The sequence below is a fragment of the Ancylobacter mangrovi genome (assembly GCF_024752335.1).
Lineage (GTDB): Bacteria > Pseudomonadota > Alphaproteobacteria > Rhizobiales > Xanthobacteraceae > Ancylobacter > Ancylobacter mangrovi.
Window position 1 is genome coordinate 935540 of the sequence record NZ_JANTHY010000001.1, and the last position, 16462, is coordinate 952001.

General features: G+C 68.6%; 17 protein-coding genes. 8 read left to right on the forward strand and 9 right to left on the reverse strand.

The genetic code is table 11. The features are described from left to right. Positions 1–106: 106 nt before the first annotated feature. The gene (gene ettA / locus NVS83_RS04620; protein ID WP_258738268.1) at positions 107–1762 is read left to right on the forward strand and encodes an energy-dependent translational throttle protein EttA; all 1656 of its coding nucleotides are present in this window, start codon (positions 107–109) and stop codon (positions 1760–1762) included. 196 nt (positions 1763–1958) lie between these two features. After that, positions 1959–2735 carry a trans-aconitate 2-methyltransferase gene (gene tam, locus NVS83_RS04625; protein WP_258738269.1) on the forward strand — a complete coding sequence of 259 codons (777 nt, stop codon included), beginning with the start codon at positions 1959–1961 and terminating at the stop codon, positions 2733–2735. A 6-nt stretch (positions 2736–2741) separates the two neighbouring features. On the opposite strand, the gene NVS83_RS04630 is transcribed toward tam, so the two are convergent. After that, complete coding sequence (locus NVS83_RS04630) at positions 2742–3218, reverse strand: VOC family protein (protein WP_258738270.1); 477 nt, start codon at positions 3216–3218, stop codon at positions 2742–2744. A 162-nt stretch (positions 3219–3380) separates the two neighbouring features. After that, positions 3381–4370: a patatin-like phospholipase family protein gene (locus NVS83_RS04635; protein ID WP_258738271.1), complete on the reverse strand. Its 990-nt coding sequence runs from the start codon at positions 4368–4370 to the stop codon at positions 3381–3383. A 279-nt stretch (positions 4371–4649) separates the two neighbouring features. On the opposite strand from NVS83_RS04635, the gene NVS83_RS04640 reads away from it, so the two are divergent. After that, positions 4650–5867 (forward strand): lytic murein transglycosylase, encoded by a 1218-nt coding sequence (locus NVS83_RS04640; protein ID WP_374115011.1) that lies wholly within the window; start codon positions 4650–4652, stop codon positions 5865–5867. Positions 5868–5882: 15 nt separating this feature from the next. Here the strand turns inward: NVS83_RS04640 and prmB are convergent, their stop codons facing one another. Continuing rightward, the gene (gene prmB / locus NVS83_RS04645; RefSeq protein WP_258738273.1) at positions 5883–6824 is read right to left on the reverse strand and encodes a 50S ribosomal protein L3 N(5)-glutamine methyltransferase; all 942 of its coding nucleotides are present in this window, start codon (positions 6822–6824) and stop codon (positions 5883–5885) included. Positions 6825–6982: 158 nt separating this feature from the next. Between prmB and NVS83_RS04650 the strand changes: the two genes are divergently transcribed. Both NVS83_RS04650 and NVS83_RS04655 read left to right on the forward strand, forming a co-directional pair. Further along, on the forward strand, positions 6983–7267 hold the full coding sequence (locus tag NVS83_RS04650; protein ID WP_258738274.1) for a hypothetical protein: 285 nt from the start codon (positions 6983–6985) through the stop codon (positions 7265–7267). A 73-nt stretch (positions 7268–7340) separates the two neighbouring features. Beyond that, positions 7341–8021 (forward strand): O-methyltransferase, encoded by a 681-nt coding sequence (locus tag NVS83_RS04655; RefSeq protein ID WP_258738275.1) that lies wholly within the window; start codon positions 7341–7343, stop codon positions 8019–8021. Between the two features lie 19 nt (positions 8022–8040). Here the strand turns inward: NVS83_RS04655 and NVS83_RS04660 are convergent, their stop codons facing one another. The 4 genes from NVS83_RS04660 to NVS83_RS04675 all read right to left on the reverse strand — a co-directional run bounded on the left by NVS83_RS04660 (position 8041) and on the right by NVS83_RS04675 (position 11724). Then, entirely contained in the window at positions 8041–8928 is an 888-nt protein-coding gene (locus NVS83_RS04660; protein ID WP_258738276.1) for an SGNH/GDSL hydrolase family protein, read from the reverse strand. Positions 8929–8958: 30 nt separating this feature from the next. Beyond that, positions 8959–9882 (reverse strand): SGNH/GDSL hydrolase family protein, encoded by a 924-nt coding sequence (locus tag NVS83_RS04665; protein WP_258738277.1) that lies wholly within the window; start codon positions 9880–9882, stop codon positions 8959–8961. A 14-nt stretch (positions 9883–9896) separates the two neighbouring features. Next, positions 9897–11060, reverse strand: a complete 1164-nt coding sequence (locus NVS83_RS04670) for an OpgC family protein (RefSeq protein WP_258738278.1) — start codon at positions 11058–11060, stop codon at positions 9897–9899. A gap of 76 nt (positions 11061–11136) precedes the next feature. After that, positions 11137–11724: an HdeD family acid-resistance protein gene (locus NVS83_RS04675; RefSeq protein WP_258730642.1), complete on the reverse strand. Its 588-nt coding sequence runs from the start codon at positions 11722–11724 to the stop codon at positions 11137–11139. 166 nt (positions 11725–11890) lie between these two features. Between NVS83_RS04675 and NVS83_RS04680 the strand changes: the two genes are divergently transcribed. After that, a complete protein-coding gene (locus tag NVS83_RS04680; protein WP_258738279.1) occupies positions 11891–12499 on the forward strand; it encodes an MOSC domain-containing protein in 609 nt (202 codons plus the stop codon). A 31-nt stretch (positions 12500–12530) separates the two neighbouring features. Here NVS83_RS04680 and NVS83_RS04685 read toward each other — a convergent pair whose 3' ends face one another. Together NVS83_RS04685 and tsaA are read right to left on the reverse strand one after the other, a co-directional pair. Beyond that, positions 12531–13610 carry a L,D-transpeptidase family protein gene (locus tag NVS83_RS04685; RefSeq protein ID WP_258738280.1) on the reverse strand — a complete coding sequence of 360 codons (1080 nt, stop codon included), beginning with the start codon at positions 13608–13610 and terminating at the stop codon, positions 12531–12533. 157 nt (positions 13611–13767) lie between these two features. Next, complete coding sequence (gene tsaA, locus NVS83_RS04690; RefSeq protein ID WP_258738281.1) at positions 13768–14349, reverse strand: tRNA (N6-threonylcarbamoyladenosine(37)-N6)-methyltransferase TrmO; 582 nt, start codon at positions 14347–14349, stop codon at positions 13768–13770. Positions 14350–14446: 97 nt separating this feature from the next. Here tsaA and NVS83_RS04695 point away from each other — a divergent pair, with 97 nt between their 5' ends. Together NVS83_RS04695 and metF are read left to right on the forward strand one after the other, a co-directional pair. Then, positions 14447–15445: an ArsR/SmtB family transcription factor gene (locus NVS83_RS04695; protein ID WP_258738282.1), complete on the forward strand. Its 999-nt coding sequence runs from the start codon at positions 14447–14449 to the stop codon at positions 15443–15445. Beyond that, on the forward strand, positions 15445–16365 hold the full coding sequence (metF, locus tag NVS83_RS04700; protein WP_258738283.1) for a methylenetetrahydrofolate reductase [NAD(P)H]: 921 nt from the start codon (positions 15445–15447) through the stop codon (positions 16363–16365). The genes NVS83_RS04695 and metF overlap by 1 nt, the downstream gene beginning before the upstream one ends. Positions 16366–16462 lie beyond the last annotated feature (97 nt).

The following is a 16462-nucleotide window of genomic DNA, read 5'->3' on the forward strand; positions in this document are numbered from 1 at the left end:
CCGGACTTGACGGCCCCAAGCGGAGCAGCCCCGGTCGGTTTTTTCCCGATCGCGGCCTCGGATGGCGGCCCGTTCTCGGCATCGCCCGAACGCGCAGGAACTGGATATGGCTTCCTATCAGTACGTCTATCACATGCACGGCATGACCAAGGCCTATCCCGGCGGCAAGAAGGTGCTGGAGAACATCCACCTCTCCTTCTACCCGGACGCCAAGATCGGCGTGCTCGGCCCCAACGGCTCGGGCAAGTCGACGCTGCTGAAGATCATGGCCGGCATGGACAAGGACTTCAGCGGCGAGGCCTGGGTCGCGGAAGGCGCGCGCGTCGGCTACCTGCCGCAGGAGCCGCAGCTCGACGCCTCCAAGTCGGTGCGCGAGAACGTCATGGAAGGCGTCGCCAAGCAGAAGGCGATCCTCGACCGCTACAACGAACTCGCCATGAACTACTCGGACGAGACGGCGGACGAGATGACCAGCCTCCAGGACGAGATCGAGGCGCAGGGCCTTTGGGACCTCGACAGCAAGGTCGACCAGGCGATGGACGCGCTGAACTGTCCGTCCGACGACGCCGACGTATCGAAGCTCTCGGGCGGCGAGCGCCGCCGCGTCGCGCTGTGCCGCCTGCTGCTGGAGCAGCCCGAGCTGCTGCTGCTCGACGAGCCCACCAACCATCTCGACGCCGAGACGGTGAACTGGCTGGAAGGGCACCTGCGGACCTATCCGGGCGCGATCCTGATCGTCACCCATGACCGCTACTTCCTCGACAACGTGACCGGCTGGATCCTCGAGCTCGACCGCGGCCGCGGCATTCCCTACGAGGGCAACTACTCGTCCTGGCTGTCGCAGAAGCAGAAGCGCATGCAGCAGGAGGGCCGCGAGGAGGAAGCGCGCCAGCGGGCGCTGGCCTCCGAGCAGGAATGGATCTCCGCCTCGCCCAAGGCGCGCCAGGCCAAGAACAAGGCCCGCATCCAGCGCTACGAGGATCTCGTGCGCAAGGCGTCCGAGAAGGCGCCCACCACCGCGCAGATCGTCATCCCGGTGGCCGAGCGGCTCGGCAACAACGTCATCGACTTCCAGGACCTGTCCAAGGCCTTCGGCGACCGGCTGCTGATCGACGACCTCACCTTCAAGCTGCCGCCCGGCGGTATCGTCGGCGTGATCGGGCCCAACGGCGCGGGCAAGACCACGCTGTTCCGCATGATCACCGGCACCGAGAAGCCCGATGCCGGTTCCATCACGGTCGGCGACAGCGTGCAGCTCGGCTATGTCGACCAGAGCCGCGACGCGCTCGACGACAAGAAGACCGTCTGGGAGGAAGTCTCGGGCGGCAACGACATCCTGTATCTGGGCAAGCGCGAGATCAATTCGCGCGCCTACTGCTCGGCCTTCAACTTCAAGGGCGGCGACCAGCAGAAGAAGGTCGGCATGCTCTCGGGCGGCGAGCGCAACCGCGTGCACCTTGCCCGTATCCTGCAGCAGGGCGCGAATGTCCTGCTTCTGGACGAGCCGACCAACGACCTCGACGTCGAGACGCTGCGCGCGCTGGAAGAGGCGCTGGAGGACTTCGCCGGCTGCGCGGTCATCATCTCGCATGACCGCTTCTTCCTCGACCGCATCGCCACCCACATCCTCGCCTTCGAGGGCGAGAGCCATGTGGAGTGGTTCGAGGGCAACTTCGCCGATTACGAGGAGGACAAGAAGCGCCGCCTCGGCACCGATTCCATCATCCCGCACCGCCTGAAGTACAAGAAGTTCACGCGCTGAGGGCAGGGGACATCCCGCTCCGGCGGGGTATGCCAAGGCAAGGCCGGCCGGAGCGATCCGCGCCGGCCTTTTTCGTGCCGGGGAGCCACCCCCCGGGGCGCCCGCCGCGCCCGCCGCGTCGCGCTCCCCTTTGGCAGGTCGCTTGGCAGAGGGGCCGTCTTGGCCCATGGTCGCGCCCGACCCGGGGAGGGACCTAATGCGCCGCACCACCGAAGACTGGAACCCGAACCTCTATCTCAAATTCGCCGACGAGCGCACCCGCCCCTCGCGCGATCTCCTCGCCCAGGTCCCCCTCGAGACCCTGCGCAACGTCGTCGATATCGGCTGCGGTCCGGGCAATTCCACCGAGTTGCTCGCCGGGCGCTGGCCGGATGCGGACGTGCTCGGCATCGACACCTCGCCCGCCATGGTGGAGCAGGCCGCCGAGCGCCTGCCGGTCGCCCGCTTCGAGGTCGCGGACGTCGCGAGCTGGACGCCGGAGCCGGGCACGGACCTCATTTTCGGCAACGCCGTGTTCCAGTGGGTGCCGGACCACCCCGCCGTGCTACGCCGCCTTCTGGACGCGCTGCCCGAGGGCGGCGTGCTCGCCGTGCAGATGCCGGACAATGTGAACGAGCCCTCGCACCGCCTGATGGCCGAGACCGCGGCGCACGGCCCGTGGGCCGAAAAGCTCGCCGGCGCGGCGCGCGACGTGCTGCCCTCGGTCGGCGAGTATTATGACCTGCTCAAGCCCGCCGCGCGGCAGGTCGAGATCTGGCACACCGACTACAACCACGCGATGGACGGCGCGCCCGCCATCGCCGAATGGTTCCGCTCGACGGCGCTGCGCCCCTTCCTCTCCCCGCTCGACGAGGAGGAGCGGGCCGCCTTCCTCGCCGCCTATGTCGAGCGTCTCGCCGAGGCCTATCCGGCGCGGGTGGACGGCAAGGTGCTGCTGCGCTTCCCCCGCCTGTTCATCCTCGCCGTGCGGTGAGGGGGCTCACCCCTCCATCGCCTGCCGCAGCGCGGCGAGGTCGATCTTCACCATGTCCATCATGGCCTTCATCACCCGGGCGTCAGCGGCGGGGTCCGAATGCGCCTTCTCGACCAGTTCGCTGCTGTTGACCTGCCAGGACAGGCCGAAGCGGTCCTTCAGCCAGCCGCAGGCCTGGTACTGGCCGCCGGCGCCGAGCCTGTCCCAGTAGAAGTCGATCTCCTCCTGCGAGGAACAGTCGATCAGGTAGGACGACGCCTCGCTCAGCTTGAACATCGGCCCGCCATTGATGGCGCCGAACTGCACCCCGTCGAGCTCGAACAGCACCACCAGCACGCTGCCGGTCTGCCCAGGCGTGTCCTCGGTGTGGTGACCGACGGTGATGATGCGCGAATTGGGGAAGATCGAGACGTAGAAATCCGCCGCCTCCTTGGCCGTGCCGTCGAACCACAGATAGGGGGTGATCTTCTGCTTCAATCCCATGTCGGGCCTCCTGCTGTCGGCCGGCCCCGATGCCGGCGCCTCCCGAGGACGTTCGCGGCGGCACCGATCCGACAGGACCGTGAAGGAATTTTGCCGGGACCCGCGTATCCGGGCCCCGCCTTTCGGGGCAGCGTTTCGGAGCCGGAGGCGTCTCGCTAAGGATCAGGCCGTACCCCAGAAATCCTTCAGCTCTGCAGCATCGGCGAGACCGCGCTCATGGCCGTTGGCGATGCAGGGCGAGATCCATTTCGGGTCCATGATGCTGTCGACATGGGTGACACCGGGCAGCAGCCCCGCCACCTTCAGCACCACCTGCGTGCCGCCGGCCTTGAGGTCGGCGATCTCCTGCTGCAGCGTGTTGGGCAGGCTGGAGGTGCGCAGTCCCACCCTCGAGGCCGAGGCGTCACCGTCGGTCAGCGAGATCACCAGCGCCTTCTTTACGCCGGCCACCACGTCGCAATGGGTGCTTGTCTGGCAGATGCCGCCATCCATGCACAGCCGGTTCTTGAGCCAGGTCGGCCCCATGGAGCCGGGCAGCGAGGAACTCGCGGCGCAGGCGTGGTTCACCTCGATCCCGGAATCCTGGGAGACGATGAGCCGCTCGCCGGTGTAACAGTCGTTCGCGGTGGTATGGAGTTTGGGCGAGGGCCAGTCTTCCTCGCCGATCAGGTGCTTCACCGAGTCGAAATAGCTGTCCGGCCCCGCCGCATTGCGCGCCGCCATCGCTCCGCGGCCGATGGCCTGGATGGTCGCCGGGTCGGCCTCGACCGCCGTGTTGGCGATATGACGGGCGCGAGGCTGGCTTTCATTGGGCGCCATGGTCGGGATCAGCTCGGCGAACGCCTTCGGGAACTTGCCGAAGAATTCCAGCTCCTCGCCGAACCGCCACAGATGCCCGCCCGTCAGCACCGCGCCGAGGAACGAGCCTGCGGAGGTGCCGACCACGATGTCGGCCAGCGCGAGGTCCACGCCCTTGTCGTGCAGCGCGCGGAAATAGCCGACCATCCACGAGGCGAGATAGACGCCGCCTCCGCCCAGCACGAGGCCGCGCTCCTTTCCCGTCCCGAGCGGCGGCGTATAGGGAATGGGATGAGCGAGGCCGTCGTCCCATGCCTCGCCGCTGGTCGCGACCGCAGGCGCAGGAGCGGGCATCGTGCCGTCTCCCACCGTCTGCGCCCGCGCAGCGAGCGGATGAAGCAAAGCACCGGCGGCGCCGGTAATGAGCAGATCACGGCGTTTGAGCATGACGGCGAGGCCCCCCACCTCGTTGACAGGTATCGGAATAGAGCCATCCCCGGCGCCCCGAGGCAACCCGTCGGCGGCTTTCCCGGCTCCGATGTCTTCCTTTGCGTCATCACGTAACAGCTATCGCGGAGGCTGGCGGCCGGGCTTCCGGTTCACAGGGCGGACCGATTCCGCTATCCCGGAGGCATGAAGATGCGGCGCACCCTTTTCGGTCTCGGCCTGCTCCTGGCGGCCGGTTCTCCCGCCTTCGCCGATGCCGGCTTCGACCGCTGGCTTGCAGCGCAATGGCCGGCCGCGCAGGCCATGGGCATCTCGCGCGCCACCTATGAGCGCGAGACGAAGGGGCTGGAGCCCGATTATTCGCTGCCCGACCTCGCCATCCCCGGCAAGCCGCAGCCGCCGGGCAAGCAGGCGGAGTTCGTGCAGACGCCGGCGGACTATCTCTCCGACAAGGCGATCGCCAGCTATGCCGCGCGCGGGCGCAAGCTCGCGGCGCGGTATCGCGGGCAGCTCGCGACGATCGAGAAGCGTTTCGGCGTGCCCCCCGAGATCCTGCTCGCCATCTGGGCGCGCGAGACCTCCTACGGCGCGGCCAAGCTGAACTATGACGCGCTGCGGGTGGTGGCGACGCAGGCCTATGTCGGCCGGCGCAAGGACGAGTTCTTCGCCGAGTTCCTCGCCGCGCTGAAGATCCTCGACGAGGGCCATGTCGGCCGGGCGCAGATGAAGAGCTCCTGGGCCGGCGCCATGGGCCTCACCCAGTTCATGCCCACCGGCTACCTGACCTATGGCGTCGACCTCGACGGCGACGGCACCGCCAATATCTGGACCTCGGTGCCCGAGGGGCTGGCCGCCACCGCCAACCTGCTGCGTCATGAGGGCTGGCAGGCCGGCAAGCGCTGGGCCTACGAGGTCAGCGTCCCGTCGGGCTTCGACTGCACGCTGGCCGAGCCCGACGCGGCGCGGCCGATCGGCGACTGGCTGAAGAGCGGCGTGAAGGTGATCGACGGGCGCCGCGTCCCGTCCTCGGCAATGCGCGACAAGGCCTCGATCATCATGCCGGCCGGGCCCTATGGCCCGGTGTTCCTCACGCCCGCCAACTATTTCGTGCTGAAGAGCTACAACTTCGCCGACCTCTACGTGCTCTATGTCGGCCACCTCGCCGACCGCATCGAGGACGACAAGCCGTTCGTGCGCGACTGGCAGGACATCAGCCTCGTGAAGACGCGCGACCTCGAATACATGCAGAAGGTGCTGGCCCGGAACGGGCTCTACACCGACAAGATCGACGGCAAGGCGGGCATGAAGACCCGCTCGGCGCTGGGCGCCTACCAGAAGGCCAACCGGCTCAAGCTGGACTGCTGGCCGGATGCCGATGTGCTGGAGCACATGCGCAAGGGGTAGGGACGCCGCGGTGCGTCACCGCGGCATGCGGCTGATCACCCTCAGGTCCTTGCCGACGCCGAGGTCGCGGGCGGAAAGCCAGAACACCTCGCCTTCGCTGTCCTCGGTGTCGAGCCAGAGGAAGGGCAGCGTCGGGTATTCCGCCTCGAGGATTTCCTTGCCCGTCCCGATCTCGCAGATCAGCCCGCCGCGCGGGGAGAGATAGGCCGGCGCTTCCTTCAGGATGCGGCGCACGATGTCGAGCCCGTCCGGCCCGCCGGCGAATGCGAGGCTCGGCTCGTGGCGGTATTCGGCCGGCAGCTCGGCCATCGCCTGCGCGTCCACATAGGGCGGGTTGGTGATGACGAGGTCGTAGAGCCGCCCGGTCAGCGGGGCGAACAGGTCGCCCTCGATCAGGCTGACGCGCTCGCCCATCTCGTGCATGGCGACGTTCTCCGCCGCGAGCGAGAGCGCTTCGGGCGAGATATCGACGGCCTCGACCTGCGCGTCGGGGAAGGTCATGGCCGCGAGGATGGCAAGGCAGCCCGAGCCGGTGCACAGATCCAGCACCCGGCCGATCGCGTCCGGGTCCTCGATCAGCGAGAAGCCCGCGCCGCCGAACAGCTCGCTCGCCATCAGCTCGCCGATGAAGGAGCGCGGCACGATGGCCCGTCGGTCGCTCCTGAACGGCACGCCGCGTATATAGGTCTTGCCGAGCAGATAGGCCGCCGGCTCGCGGCTCTCGCAGCGGCGCTCGATGAGGCCGGCGATGCGCGCGCGCTCCTCGCCCGTCAGCCGCGCGTCGAGCCACGGCGTGAGGTCGTCCACCGGCAGGTGCAGCGCCTCCAGCACCATGAAGGCGGCCTCGTCGAGCGCGTTGGTGGTACCGTGGCCGAAGGCAAGGTCCGCTGCGCTGAAGCGGCTGACCGCATAGCGCACGAAGTCCCGCACGGTTTTCAGTTCGTCCGCTGCCGCCATGTCGCATCTCCCCCTGAACGCCCGAGCGACAGCATGCCTCCGGCGCGATTGCAACCCCGTATCCTTCCCCCCTGTTCACGGCGCACCCACGGGGCGCTTGTGTTCAGGGCGACATGGATCGATAGGATGGAAAAGCGGCGCATAAAGGGGACGCGGATATGACCGGGCCGGCAAACGACGAAGTCACTCTCGTGATCGACCGTTCGGTGGCGGTCGTCCTTTTTGAGTTTCTCTCGCGCAACGTCGACGATGCGGATGGCGAGACGCTCGCCGACTTCGTCGAGGACGAGGCGGAGATTCCCGCGCTGTGGGCGCTGCTCGCCGGGCTCGAGAGCGTGCTCACCGAGCCGATGGCGGATGACTATGAGCGCCGGGTGATCGCCGCCCGCGAGGCGGTGATCCGCCGCTTCGGCGGCGCCTTCTCCGGCAAGGGCGACGCGTGAACCGGCTCGCGTGAGCGCCGGCCGATGAGGGTCGGCGACCCGCACGACACGCCGAAGAAAGGGGCTTCGCGCCATGGCGACATCCTCGGATCCGGCCCTGTGGCGGGCGGTCGACGCCTATATCGACAGCCATCTCGTGCCAGCCGACCGCGCGCTCGACGGTGCGCTGGCGGCGAGCGAGATCTCCGGCCTGCCGCCGATCAACGTCGCGCCCAACCAGGGCAAGCTGCTCATGCTGCTCGCGCGCATGATGGGCGCCCGGCGCATCCTCGAGATCGGCACGCTGGGCGGCTACTCGACCATCTGGCTGGCGCGCGCGCTGCCGAAGGACGGGCGTCTCGTCACGCTCGAATATGACCGCGCCCATGCCGAGGTGGCGCGCAGGAACCTCGACGATGCGGGTTTCGGCCGGCAGGTCGAGCTGCGCGTCGGGGCCGCGCTCGACAGCCTCGCCGAGCTGCAGGCCGAGCGCGTGGCGCCGTTCGACTTCGTCTTCATCGACGCCGACAAGCCGAACAACGTGAACTACCTCAACGCGGCGCTGCGCCTCGCGCGGGTGGGCACGGTGATCGTCGCCGACAATGTGGTGCGCGACGGCGCGGTCATCGACGCGGGCAATGACGATCCGCGGGTGAAGGGCGTGCGCGCGACCTTCGAATGGCTCGCCCGCGAGCCGCGCGTCGACGCGACCGCCCTGCAGACGGTCGGGGTCAAGGGTTATGACGGCTTCGCCCTGGCGCTGGTGACGTCCTGACGCATCAGGGCCTGACGTGTCAGGGCCGCGGGTCGGCCCCGAGCAGCGCGTTCGTCGCGGCGGGGTGCGACAGGGTGACGGGCACGGTCACGCCCGGCGAGACGTCGGCCGAGCGCTGCTGGGCGTCGATATTGGCGACCATCGCCTCGCCGAGGTCCTGGGCGAAGCAGTTGTAGCCCCAGTCGTTCATGTGGAACTTGTCCTTCCACAGGAAGGCGTCGAACGCCATGCCGGCGGTCTCGTGCCAGCCGCGCATCAGCGCGAAGCGGTGATAGACGTCCACCCCTTCCTCGCGGGCGATGTCATCGATCAGCTTCACCATCGGCCCGCTATCGGCGTCGCCGAGCACGCGCGGGGCATATTGCGGGTCGATCAGCACGAGGTCGGCGTCGATGGCCCGCACCCGGGCGATCGCCTCGTGCCACTGGGCGTCCGCATTGGCGAGGCCGTTGGCGCGGAACAGCGCGTTGACCCCGGCCTGCCACAGCACCAGCGTCGGCTTGAGCGGCGCGACGTCGCGGTCGAAGCGCTTCAGCATTTCCGGCAGGTCCTGCCCGTTGACGCCGCGGTTGAGCACCGCGATGTGCGCCTGCGGGAAGCGCTCGCGCAGCGTCGCCTGTAGCCGGCTCGGATAGCTCGCTTCAGGCGAGGTGGCCCCGGCACCGGCGGTGGACGAGGAGCCGAAGGCGACGATCACCACCGGCTCGCCGGCCCGCAGCCGGGCGGCGGTGCGGGCGAGCGGGGAGGCGAGCTTCATATGGGTGCCGACCGCCGGGCAGGCAATCGGCAGCGGGCCGGCGGCGCGCGCCGGCGTGCCCAGCAGCCCCAGGCCGAGCGCGAGGCCGGCGGCGAGGCGGATGACGGGAGCGGGATGTCGGGCGGGGGCGGGGAGGCGGGAGCGGCGCATGTGGTCGGTCCGTGCCTCCTTCCGTCGGGCTCAGCGGGCGCCGAGCGTTCGCATGCCGACGCCGTCGACGATCATGCCCACCATAAGCCGTCCGATGCAGCGATGCACGTCCTCGAACATCGAGGGCGAGGGGCGCGACAGGTCGAAGTCGAAAATGCCTTCCTCGTCCCAGAACTGCATGACGTCGTAGCGGTCGAAGAACGGCACGCGGGCGGTGCGCGTCGCCCAGCGCAGGGCGTTGTTGTAGGGCGCGACGTCGAAGGCGAAGGCGGTGCGCGGCGAATATTGCGGGCTGACGATCAGCACGTCCGCTCCCGCGGCGTGGGCGAGGGCGATGCCGGTCTCCACCGCCGTCGAGAATTCGGCGGTGTCGGCGCCGAGGATGGCGTCATAGGTGCCGGTCTGCCAGATCATCAGCGCGGGGCGCGTCTGCTCGAGCAGCTTGGGCAGGCCGGCGAGGATCGCCTGCGCGGTGGCGCGCGGCCGGTTCTGCGTGGTGAGCACGATGTTGCGGTCGGGATAGCGCTCGCGCAGCCGCTCCTCGATGAAGCTCGGGAAGCTGCGCGGCGTCACGTCCTTCTCGGCGCCCGGCTTGGACGCCTTCTTCTTCGGGGTCGCGCTGTTGAGGACCAGGATCGAGGTCGGCGGGCCGTCGGCAAGCGCTTTTTCCGCCAGCGCCTTTTCGGCGAGCGGCTTTTCGGAGAGAGATTTGCCGTCGAGGGAGGCACCGGCGGACGCCTTGTCGGCGACGAGCGACTTGTCCGCGCTCACGGCCTTGTCGGCGCCGGCGGGCAGCTTGCCGCTGAGAGCCTTGGCGAGACGCGGCAGGGCAAACCCGGCCTGGGTCAGCGCAGAGGGCGCCGCGCAAACCTTCTCCTTGGCCGCATACGCGACCGAGCCGCCCGTCAGGGTCAGGCTCAGCGCGAGAACTCCACCCAGCTTCCAGCGTTTCACAGTGAACCGCGCGTTCAGCGATGTCTCCGCGCGGCAATCTCGCGCTCGATGCGACCATACCACGACAGCATCGCGGAAAGAGAAATCATTAGAACGATGCCGATTCCGCTGAGCGCGAACTGCATGGCGAGCGTCCCGGTGACCTCGTTGAGCACGAAATGCGCCGCGAAGGACAGGAACACGCCGAAGCAGAAGATCTCCAGCGAGTGCTGGCCGCACAGGATCATCGGCCGCAGCCAGATCGAGCGCAGCGCCGGCAGGTCGACCGGCACCAGCTTCACCACCACCACGGCGAGGGCGAGGAAATGCAGCAGGCGCAGCGGCGCGAGGTCGGTCTTGCTGATCGGATAGATGATCTCGCCGACCGATTCCGGCACCAACCCTTCGAGCGGCGACCACCACCAGCTCACCACCACGAGCAGCGAGACCAGCAGATAGACCGTCGCCAGCGCCAGCACGACGCGCGAATGCACCAGCCCCGCGAGTCGGTCGCTGCCGCCGAGCCCGCACCAGCCACCGAAGGTGAACAGGAGCTGCCAGGCGAAGGGATTGAAGAACCACATCCGGTCGTCCGGATAGGCCGGCAGGTTGATGCCCCAGTGGCCCGCCGCCAGCCAGAGCAGGAACGAGGCGCCGAGCGTCAGGTCGGGCCGGCGCTTCAGCGCCCACAGCACGGCGGGGAAGGTGGCCAGCAGCACGATGTAGAGCGGCAGCACGTCCATATTGGCCGGGCGGAACTTCAGCATCAGCGCCTCGACCAGCGCCACGTTCGGCTCGGCGAGGAACTGCAGCGCGCCCATCTCCTCCGCATAGAGCGGGTTGGAGAAGCTGCCGACGACGTAGGAAATCTCGGCGAGGTAAATGACGAACAGCAGCAGGAAGGCGACGTAGAGCTGCCAGGCCCGCCGCAGGATGCGCGCCGAAGTGACGATCATGCCCGAGCGCTCCAGCTCGCGGCCATACACCATGGCGGCGGTGTAGCCGGAGATGAAGACGAAGATCTCGGTGGCGTCGGAGAAGCCGAAATTCCGGTTGGTGATCCAGTTTACCACGTTGTTCGGGATGTGGTTCAGGAAGATGAACCACAGCGCCAGCCCCCGGAACAGGTCGAGGCGCAGGTCCCGACCGCTCGCCCCGGAGGGCGAACGGCCAAAAGTCGACGGTGCCGCCGGCCGCAACCCTCCCGGAGAGGGTTCGGCCGGCTTTTCAAAAGGGATCGATCGGGGAACGACGCCCTGCCTCACGATGTCTCGCTCATCTCTTCAGGCCCAGCCCCAGCATCAGCACCGTAAATCCGTTGAAAAGAAGATCGACGCCGAGGAACAGGCCCAGAATCCACATGGAATTGATCGGCCACTGCACGGTGATCTCGATGCCGAGCAGGATGGCGATCACCGCCGAGAACAGGATCCAGCCCCAGCCGGGCGCCGGGCGCATCTGGAACGCGGCGATCAGGCGGAAGATGCCGCCCACGATCAGCGCCACGCCCAGCAGCAGCGTGAGCACGGTGGCGGCGAGGTCCGGCTGGGCGAAGGCGAGGGCGCCGGCGGCGAGATAGAGGATGCCGTCGAGCAGCCAGAACAGGAAGCCGCCCCAGCCCTTCACCGAGAAGGCGTGGAAGATCTGCGCGACGCCGCCGACCACCATCATCGCGCCGATATAGTAGACGGAGATGAGGGTGCCGAGCAGGAGCCCGTAGGAGCTGCCGAGCGCGATGACACCGGCGATGATCATGATGATGCCGAGGGCGACGAACCACCCCCATTTGGCGTGGAGTTCCTTCAGATGACTCGCGAAGGAGCCGGCCGGCGTCTGGGGGACGGAATCGCTGGGAGTGGACATCGGTGTCGACCTCAATCTGACTGGCGCCACGCCGGCCGAGCACAACGCTCTTTGCCTTGTCCAGGTTCCGGTGGAGCCGATGGAGACGAGGTACTTTAACGCCACCGCCGCCGCCGCACAGTCGCAATTGCCCCATGGGCAAAACTTCACCCGGGATAACGCCGCCATGTCCTATTCCACAGACCTGTTCGCCGAGCCGGACACCCTTCCCGCCCAACGGTTCCGGGCCCGTCTCGCGCGCACGCTGATCGCCGACGGCGAGGGCTTCGCGACGCGCGACGTGCCTCGCCTCCCGCTCACGCTCGAGGGCGTGCCGGGCGATCGCCATGCCGGCCATGCGCGGCCCGCTGATTCGCGCGTTCCCTGGTACCCGCGCGGGGCCCCGATCCGCAATGCACGCCAGCTCACACTGGTGGCGCCGGACGAGCTCGAGGCCATCGCGCACCGCCTCGGGGTTCCCGAGGTCCGGCCGGAATGGGTCGGCGCCAATCTGGTGGTGGAGGGAGTGGAGCGCCTGACATGGCTGCCGCCGGGCACGCGGCTTCATTTCCCCGGCGGGGCGGCGCTGGCTGTCGAGGGGGAGAATGCGCCGTGCCGCCATGCGGGGGCGGCGGTGGCGAGGGCCTGTCCCGGCGTGGCCGGGCTCGATCTGGCCTTCGTCAAGGCGGCCGCCGGGCTGCGCGGGCTGGTCGCCTGGGTGGAGCGGGCCGGCGAGATCGCCGCCGGCACCGATGTCGAGCTGCGCGTCCCCGCGCAGCGGCTCTGGAGACGCTGAGGCGCGCGGCCTCAGCGAAGCTCTACAGGGGTCAGCGAACCGCGACGCCCTGAGCGCTGGCCGTGGTGGCCTCGGCCGGGGCCTCGGCGGTCTTGGCCGGGGCGTTGCCCGGCAGGACCACGACCTTGGTGCCGACCTTCACCCGCTCATACAGGTCCTGAACGTCCTCGTTGAGCATGCGGATGCAGCCGGAGGACATGAACTTGCCGATGGTCGAGGGCTGGTTGGTGCCGTGGATGCGGTATTCCGTGGCGCCGAGATACATGGTGCGCGAGCCGAGCGGGTTGCCCGGGCCACCGGCCATGAAGCGCGGTAGGTAGGGCTGGCGCTCGATCATCTCCGGCGGCGGACGCCAGTCGGCCCATTCCTTCTTCGCCGAGATCTTCTGCGTGCCCGACCAGGTGAAGCCCTCGCGGCCGACACCGATGCCGTAGCGCTCGGCCTTGCCGCCGGGCAGCACGTAATAGAGGTAGGTGTTCGGCGTATCGATGACGATGGTGCCGGGCGCCTGCGTGGTCGCGTAATCCACCACCTGGCGCTTCAGATAGTCCGGCAGCGCCTTCGGCGGCCCTTCTTCGGGCTGGTCCTCGGGCGGCAGCATGGCGACGCTGGAACCGTTGGCGCCATAATTGTTGCTCACGTCCGCGGGCGGCACCGAGCCGGTGGTGGCGGGCTGGCCGTAGGCGGCCTGCTGCTGCGCCGTCGAATCCGTGCGCACGCTGAGCGACCCGCCATAGGGCGAGGCCATGCCCGCCGGCGGCTGGCCGGAATAGGCGCCCGGCGGATAGCCGGCCGGCTGCGTCGACGGATTGGCATAGGGCGCATTGGCGACCGTGCTGGGCGCGGCCGAGGGGGCGGCGACGGCAGCCGGCGGCTGTGAATAGGCGGCCTGTCCCTGCTGGAGCGGCTGCGGCGACTGGGCGCTGCCGGACGAGCCGTAGGGATCGAAAGCGGCCGGCACCTGCGCGTCCTCGACGGGCGCGGGATTGCCGGACGCGTCGTATCCTGGCTGCTCCTGCTGCACCGGGTAGTACTGGGCGCTGGCGGCTCCGACCGAACCGAGGACGGTGAGCGCGACGGCGGGAACGAGACTTAGGCGAACGACCATCATCTTGCCTTAGCTTCAAGCAGGAACGGTTGGCGCGAGTGCGTTTCCGCGAGGAGATGACGCAGGATCAAGGCAGGTTCAAGACCAGACTTGGACCTGATCGGGCATATGCCCCCGCGAATCTGCGTTCCGAGCGGTCGAGATGCATCAGTGCCACACTTCACTTAACGAAAGATTCACGCCGTTCGCAATGCCAGCCCACCACGGCCTCCGGATGGCAATCCGTCGAGGCGAAGTAGGGCTTGATATCGAGAAGCGGCGTCCCATCGAGGCAATCAAGTCCGATGACGCTCAGTCGGTTCCCTTCCATGCCGACAAGGCGCACCGCGCTCATGGCGATCGGGTTCGGACGGGCGGGGCTGCGCAGCGCGAAAGTGCCACGGCCACGGCCATATTGGCGGGGCACCTGGACCAGCAGGTCGCGCGGGGCGCGGTCCATCCAGTAGAGCAGCCACAGATGCGTCGTGCCCTCGAGCCCATCGAGTGCCGGAACGAGGTCGGGGTCGAGCTCGACCGTGCACAGCTCCTCACTCTCGCGCCCGTTCTTGGGGCAGCTCGCGCGGTCGGTCCAGGGCGTGCGCAGCCGGCCGATGAAGTAAAGCCCGGCGTCGGGCCGCTCGGGCAGGGCGCGGGTGATCTCGCCGGGGCGGACGCCGAACTCGGATGCGCCTTTGCCAGCCGCGGGCGTGTCCGTCGCACCCTCCGGGCGGTCGCCGCCGGCCGCGTCGCTGCCATGCTCCATGTTCGTCCTCGTCTTCCCCGCCACGATCTTCGCCGCCCGGCTTGCGCTGCGTCCGGAATAGACATAAAGATATCTTTATATCTCTCCTGGAGGCGGAATGTCGGTTTCCTCGCTCAGTTTCGCGCGTCTGCTCGACGGCCTCAAGGCGGCCGGCGAGGACACGCGGCTGCGCCTGCTCGCCCTGCTCGGCGAGGGGGAACTGACCGTGTCCGAGCTTACCGAGATCCTGGGCCAGTCGCAGCCCCGCATTTCCCGCCATCTCAAGCTCCTCGCGGAGGCCGGGCTGGTGGAGCGTTTCCGCGAGGCGAGCTGGGTGTTCTACCGCCGCGCCGTCGAGGCGCCGGGCGCGCCGCTGGCCGAGGCGCTGCTGGCGCTGATGGCGCCAGACGACGACATATTGCTGCGCGACCACGAGCGGCTGGAGGCGGTACGCGCCGCCCGCGCCGCCCATGCGCAGGACTATTTCCGCGCCCACGCCCATGAATGGGATGCCATCAGGCGCCTGCACGCGCCCGAGGTCGAGGTCGAGCAAGCTATCAAGGATTCGCTGCAAGGAGCTGACATTTCGTCGCTTCTTGACCTTGGGACAGGCACGGGGCGTATCCTCGAACTGTTCGCGCCGCGCATCGGGCGCGGGGTGGGCATAGACCTGTCCGCCGACATGCTCGCCGTCGCCCGCGCCAATCTGGAACGGGCGGGCGTGCGCAACGCTACCGTCCGGCAGGGCGACATCTACAATCTCGCTCTGCCGCGCGATGCCTTCGACGTGGTCATCATCCATCAGGTGCTGCACTTCCTCGAGGACGCGCCGCGCGCGCTCAAGGAGGCAGCCCGGGTGCTGAGGCCCGGCGGCCGGCTGCTGGTGGTCGATTTTGACCCGCACGAGCTGGAATTCCTGCGCGAGCAGCACGCCCATCGCCGGCTCGGCTTCGCGCCCGAGATCATGGACAGCTGGCTGGCCCAGGCCGGCCTCGTGCCGCAGTCGCACCGCTCGCTGGCCCCTCGGGCCGACGGAAAGCTCACCGTTTCCCTCTGGCTTGCCCGCGACCCGCGCGTCGCCACGGCGCAGGCCCAACAGAACAAGGAGGTCGCCTGATGTCGTCGGATATCGAGCGCCGCAGCCGCCGCGCCGGCGGACGGCCGATTTCGGTCTCGTTCGAGTTCTTCCCGCCCAAGACGCCGGAGATGGAGGCCACGCTGTGGAACTCCATCACCCGGCTCGAGCCGCTGGCGCCGAAATTCGTGTCCGTCACCTATGGCGCGGGCGGCTCCACCCGCGAGCGCACCCACGCGACGGTCGAGCGCATCGTCAAGGAGACCCGTCTCGCCCCGGCGGCGCATCTGACCTGCGTCTCCGCCTCGCGGGACGAGGTCGATGAGGTCGTGCGCGGCTACTGGGCGGCCGGCGTGCGGCACATCGTGGCGCTGCGCGGCGACCCGCCGGGCGGCGTCGGCCAGGCCTACGAGCCGCATCCGCAGGGCTATGCGAGCTCGGCCGAGCTCGTCGCCGGCGTGCGCCGCGTCGCCAATTTCGAGGTCTCGGTGTCGGCCTATCCGGAAAAGCACCCCGAGAGCGCGTCGTTCGAGACCGATCTCGACATCCTCGCCGCCAAGGTGGATGCCGGCGCCACCCGCGCCATCACCCAGTGCTTCTTCGATAACGACCTCTACTTCAGCTACCTCGACAAGGTGCGCGCGCGCGGCATCGACGTGCCGGTCGTGCCGGGCATCCTGCCGGTGACCAACTTCAAGCAGGCGGTGAACTTCGCCACCAAGACCGGCACCTACATGCCGTCCTGGCTGGCGGGGCGGTTCGAGGGGCTCGACAACGACCCCGAGACCCGCAAGCTCATCGCCGCGGCGGTGGCGGCCGAGCAGGTGTTCGACCTGCTTGATCGCGGCGTCACCGAATTCCATTTCTATACGCTCAACCGCGCCGACCTCGTCTACGCGATCTGCCACCTGCTGGGCCTGCGCCCGCCGCGGGAGGCGGGAGCCGGGCAGGCGGCGGCGTAAAACCTGCTGATGAAACCGGATGGTGGTCTGCTAAGCATCGCCGACGTGATGCGCGCAGGCGCCCCTCACCCCAACCCTTCCCCCGCTCGGGGGAGGG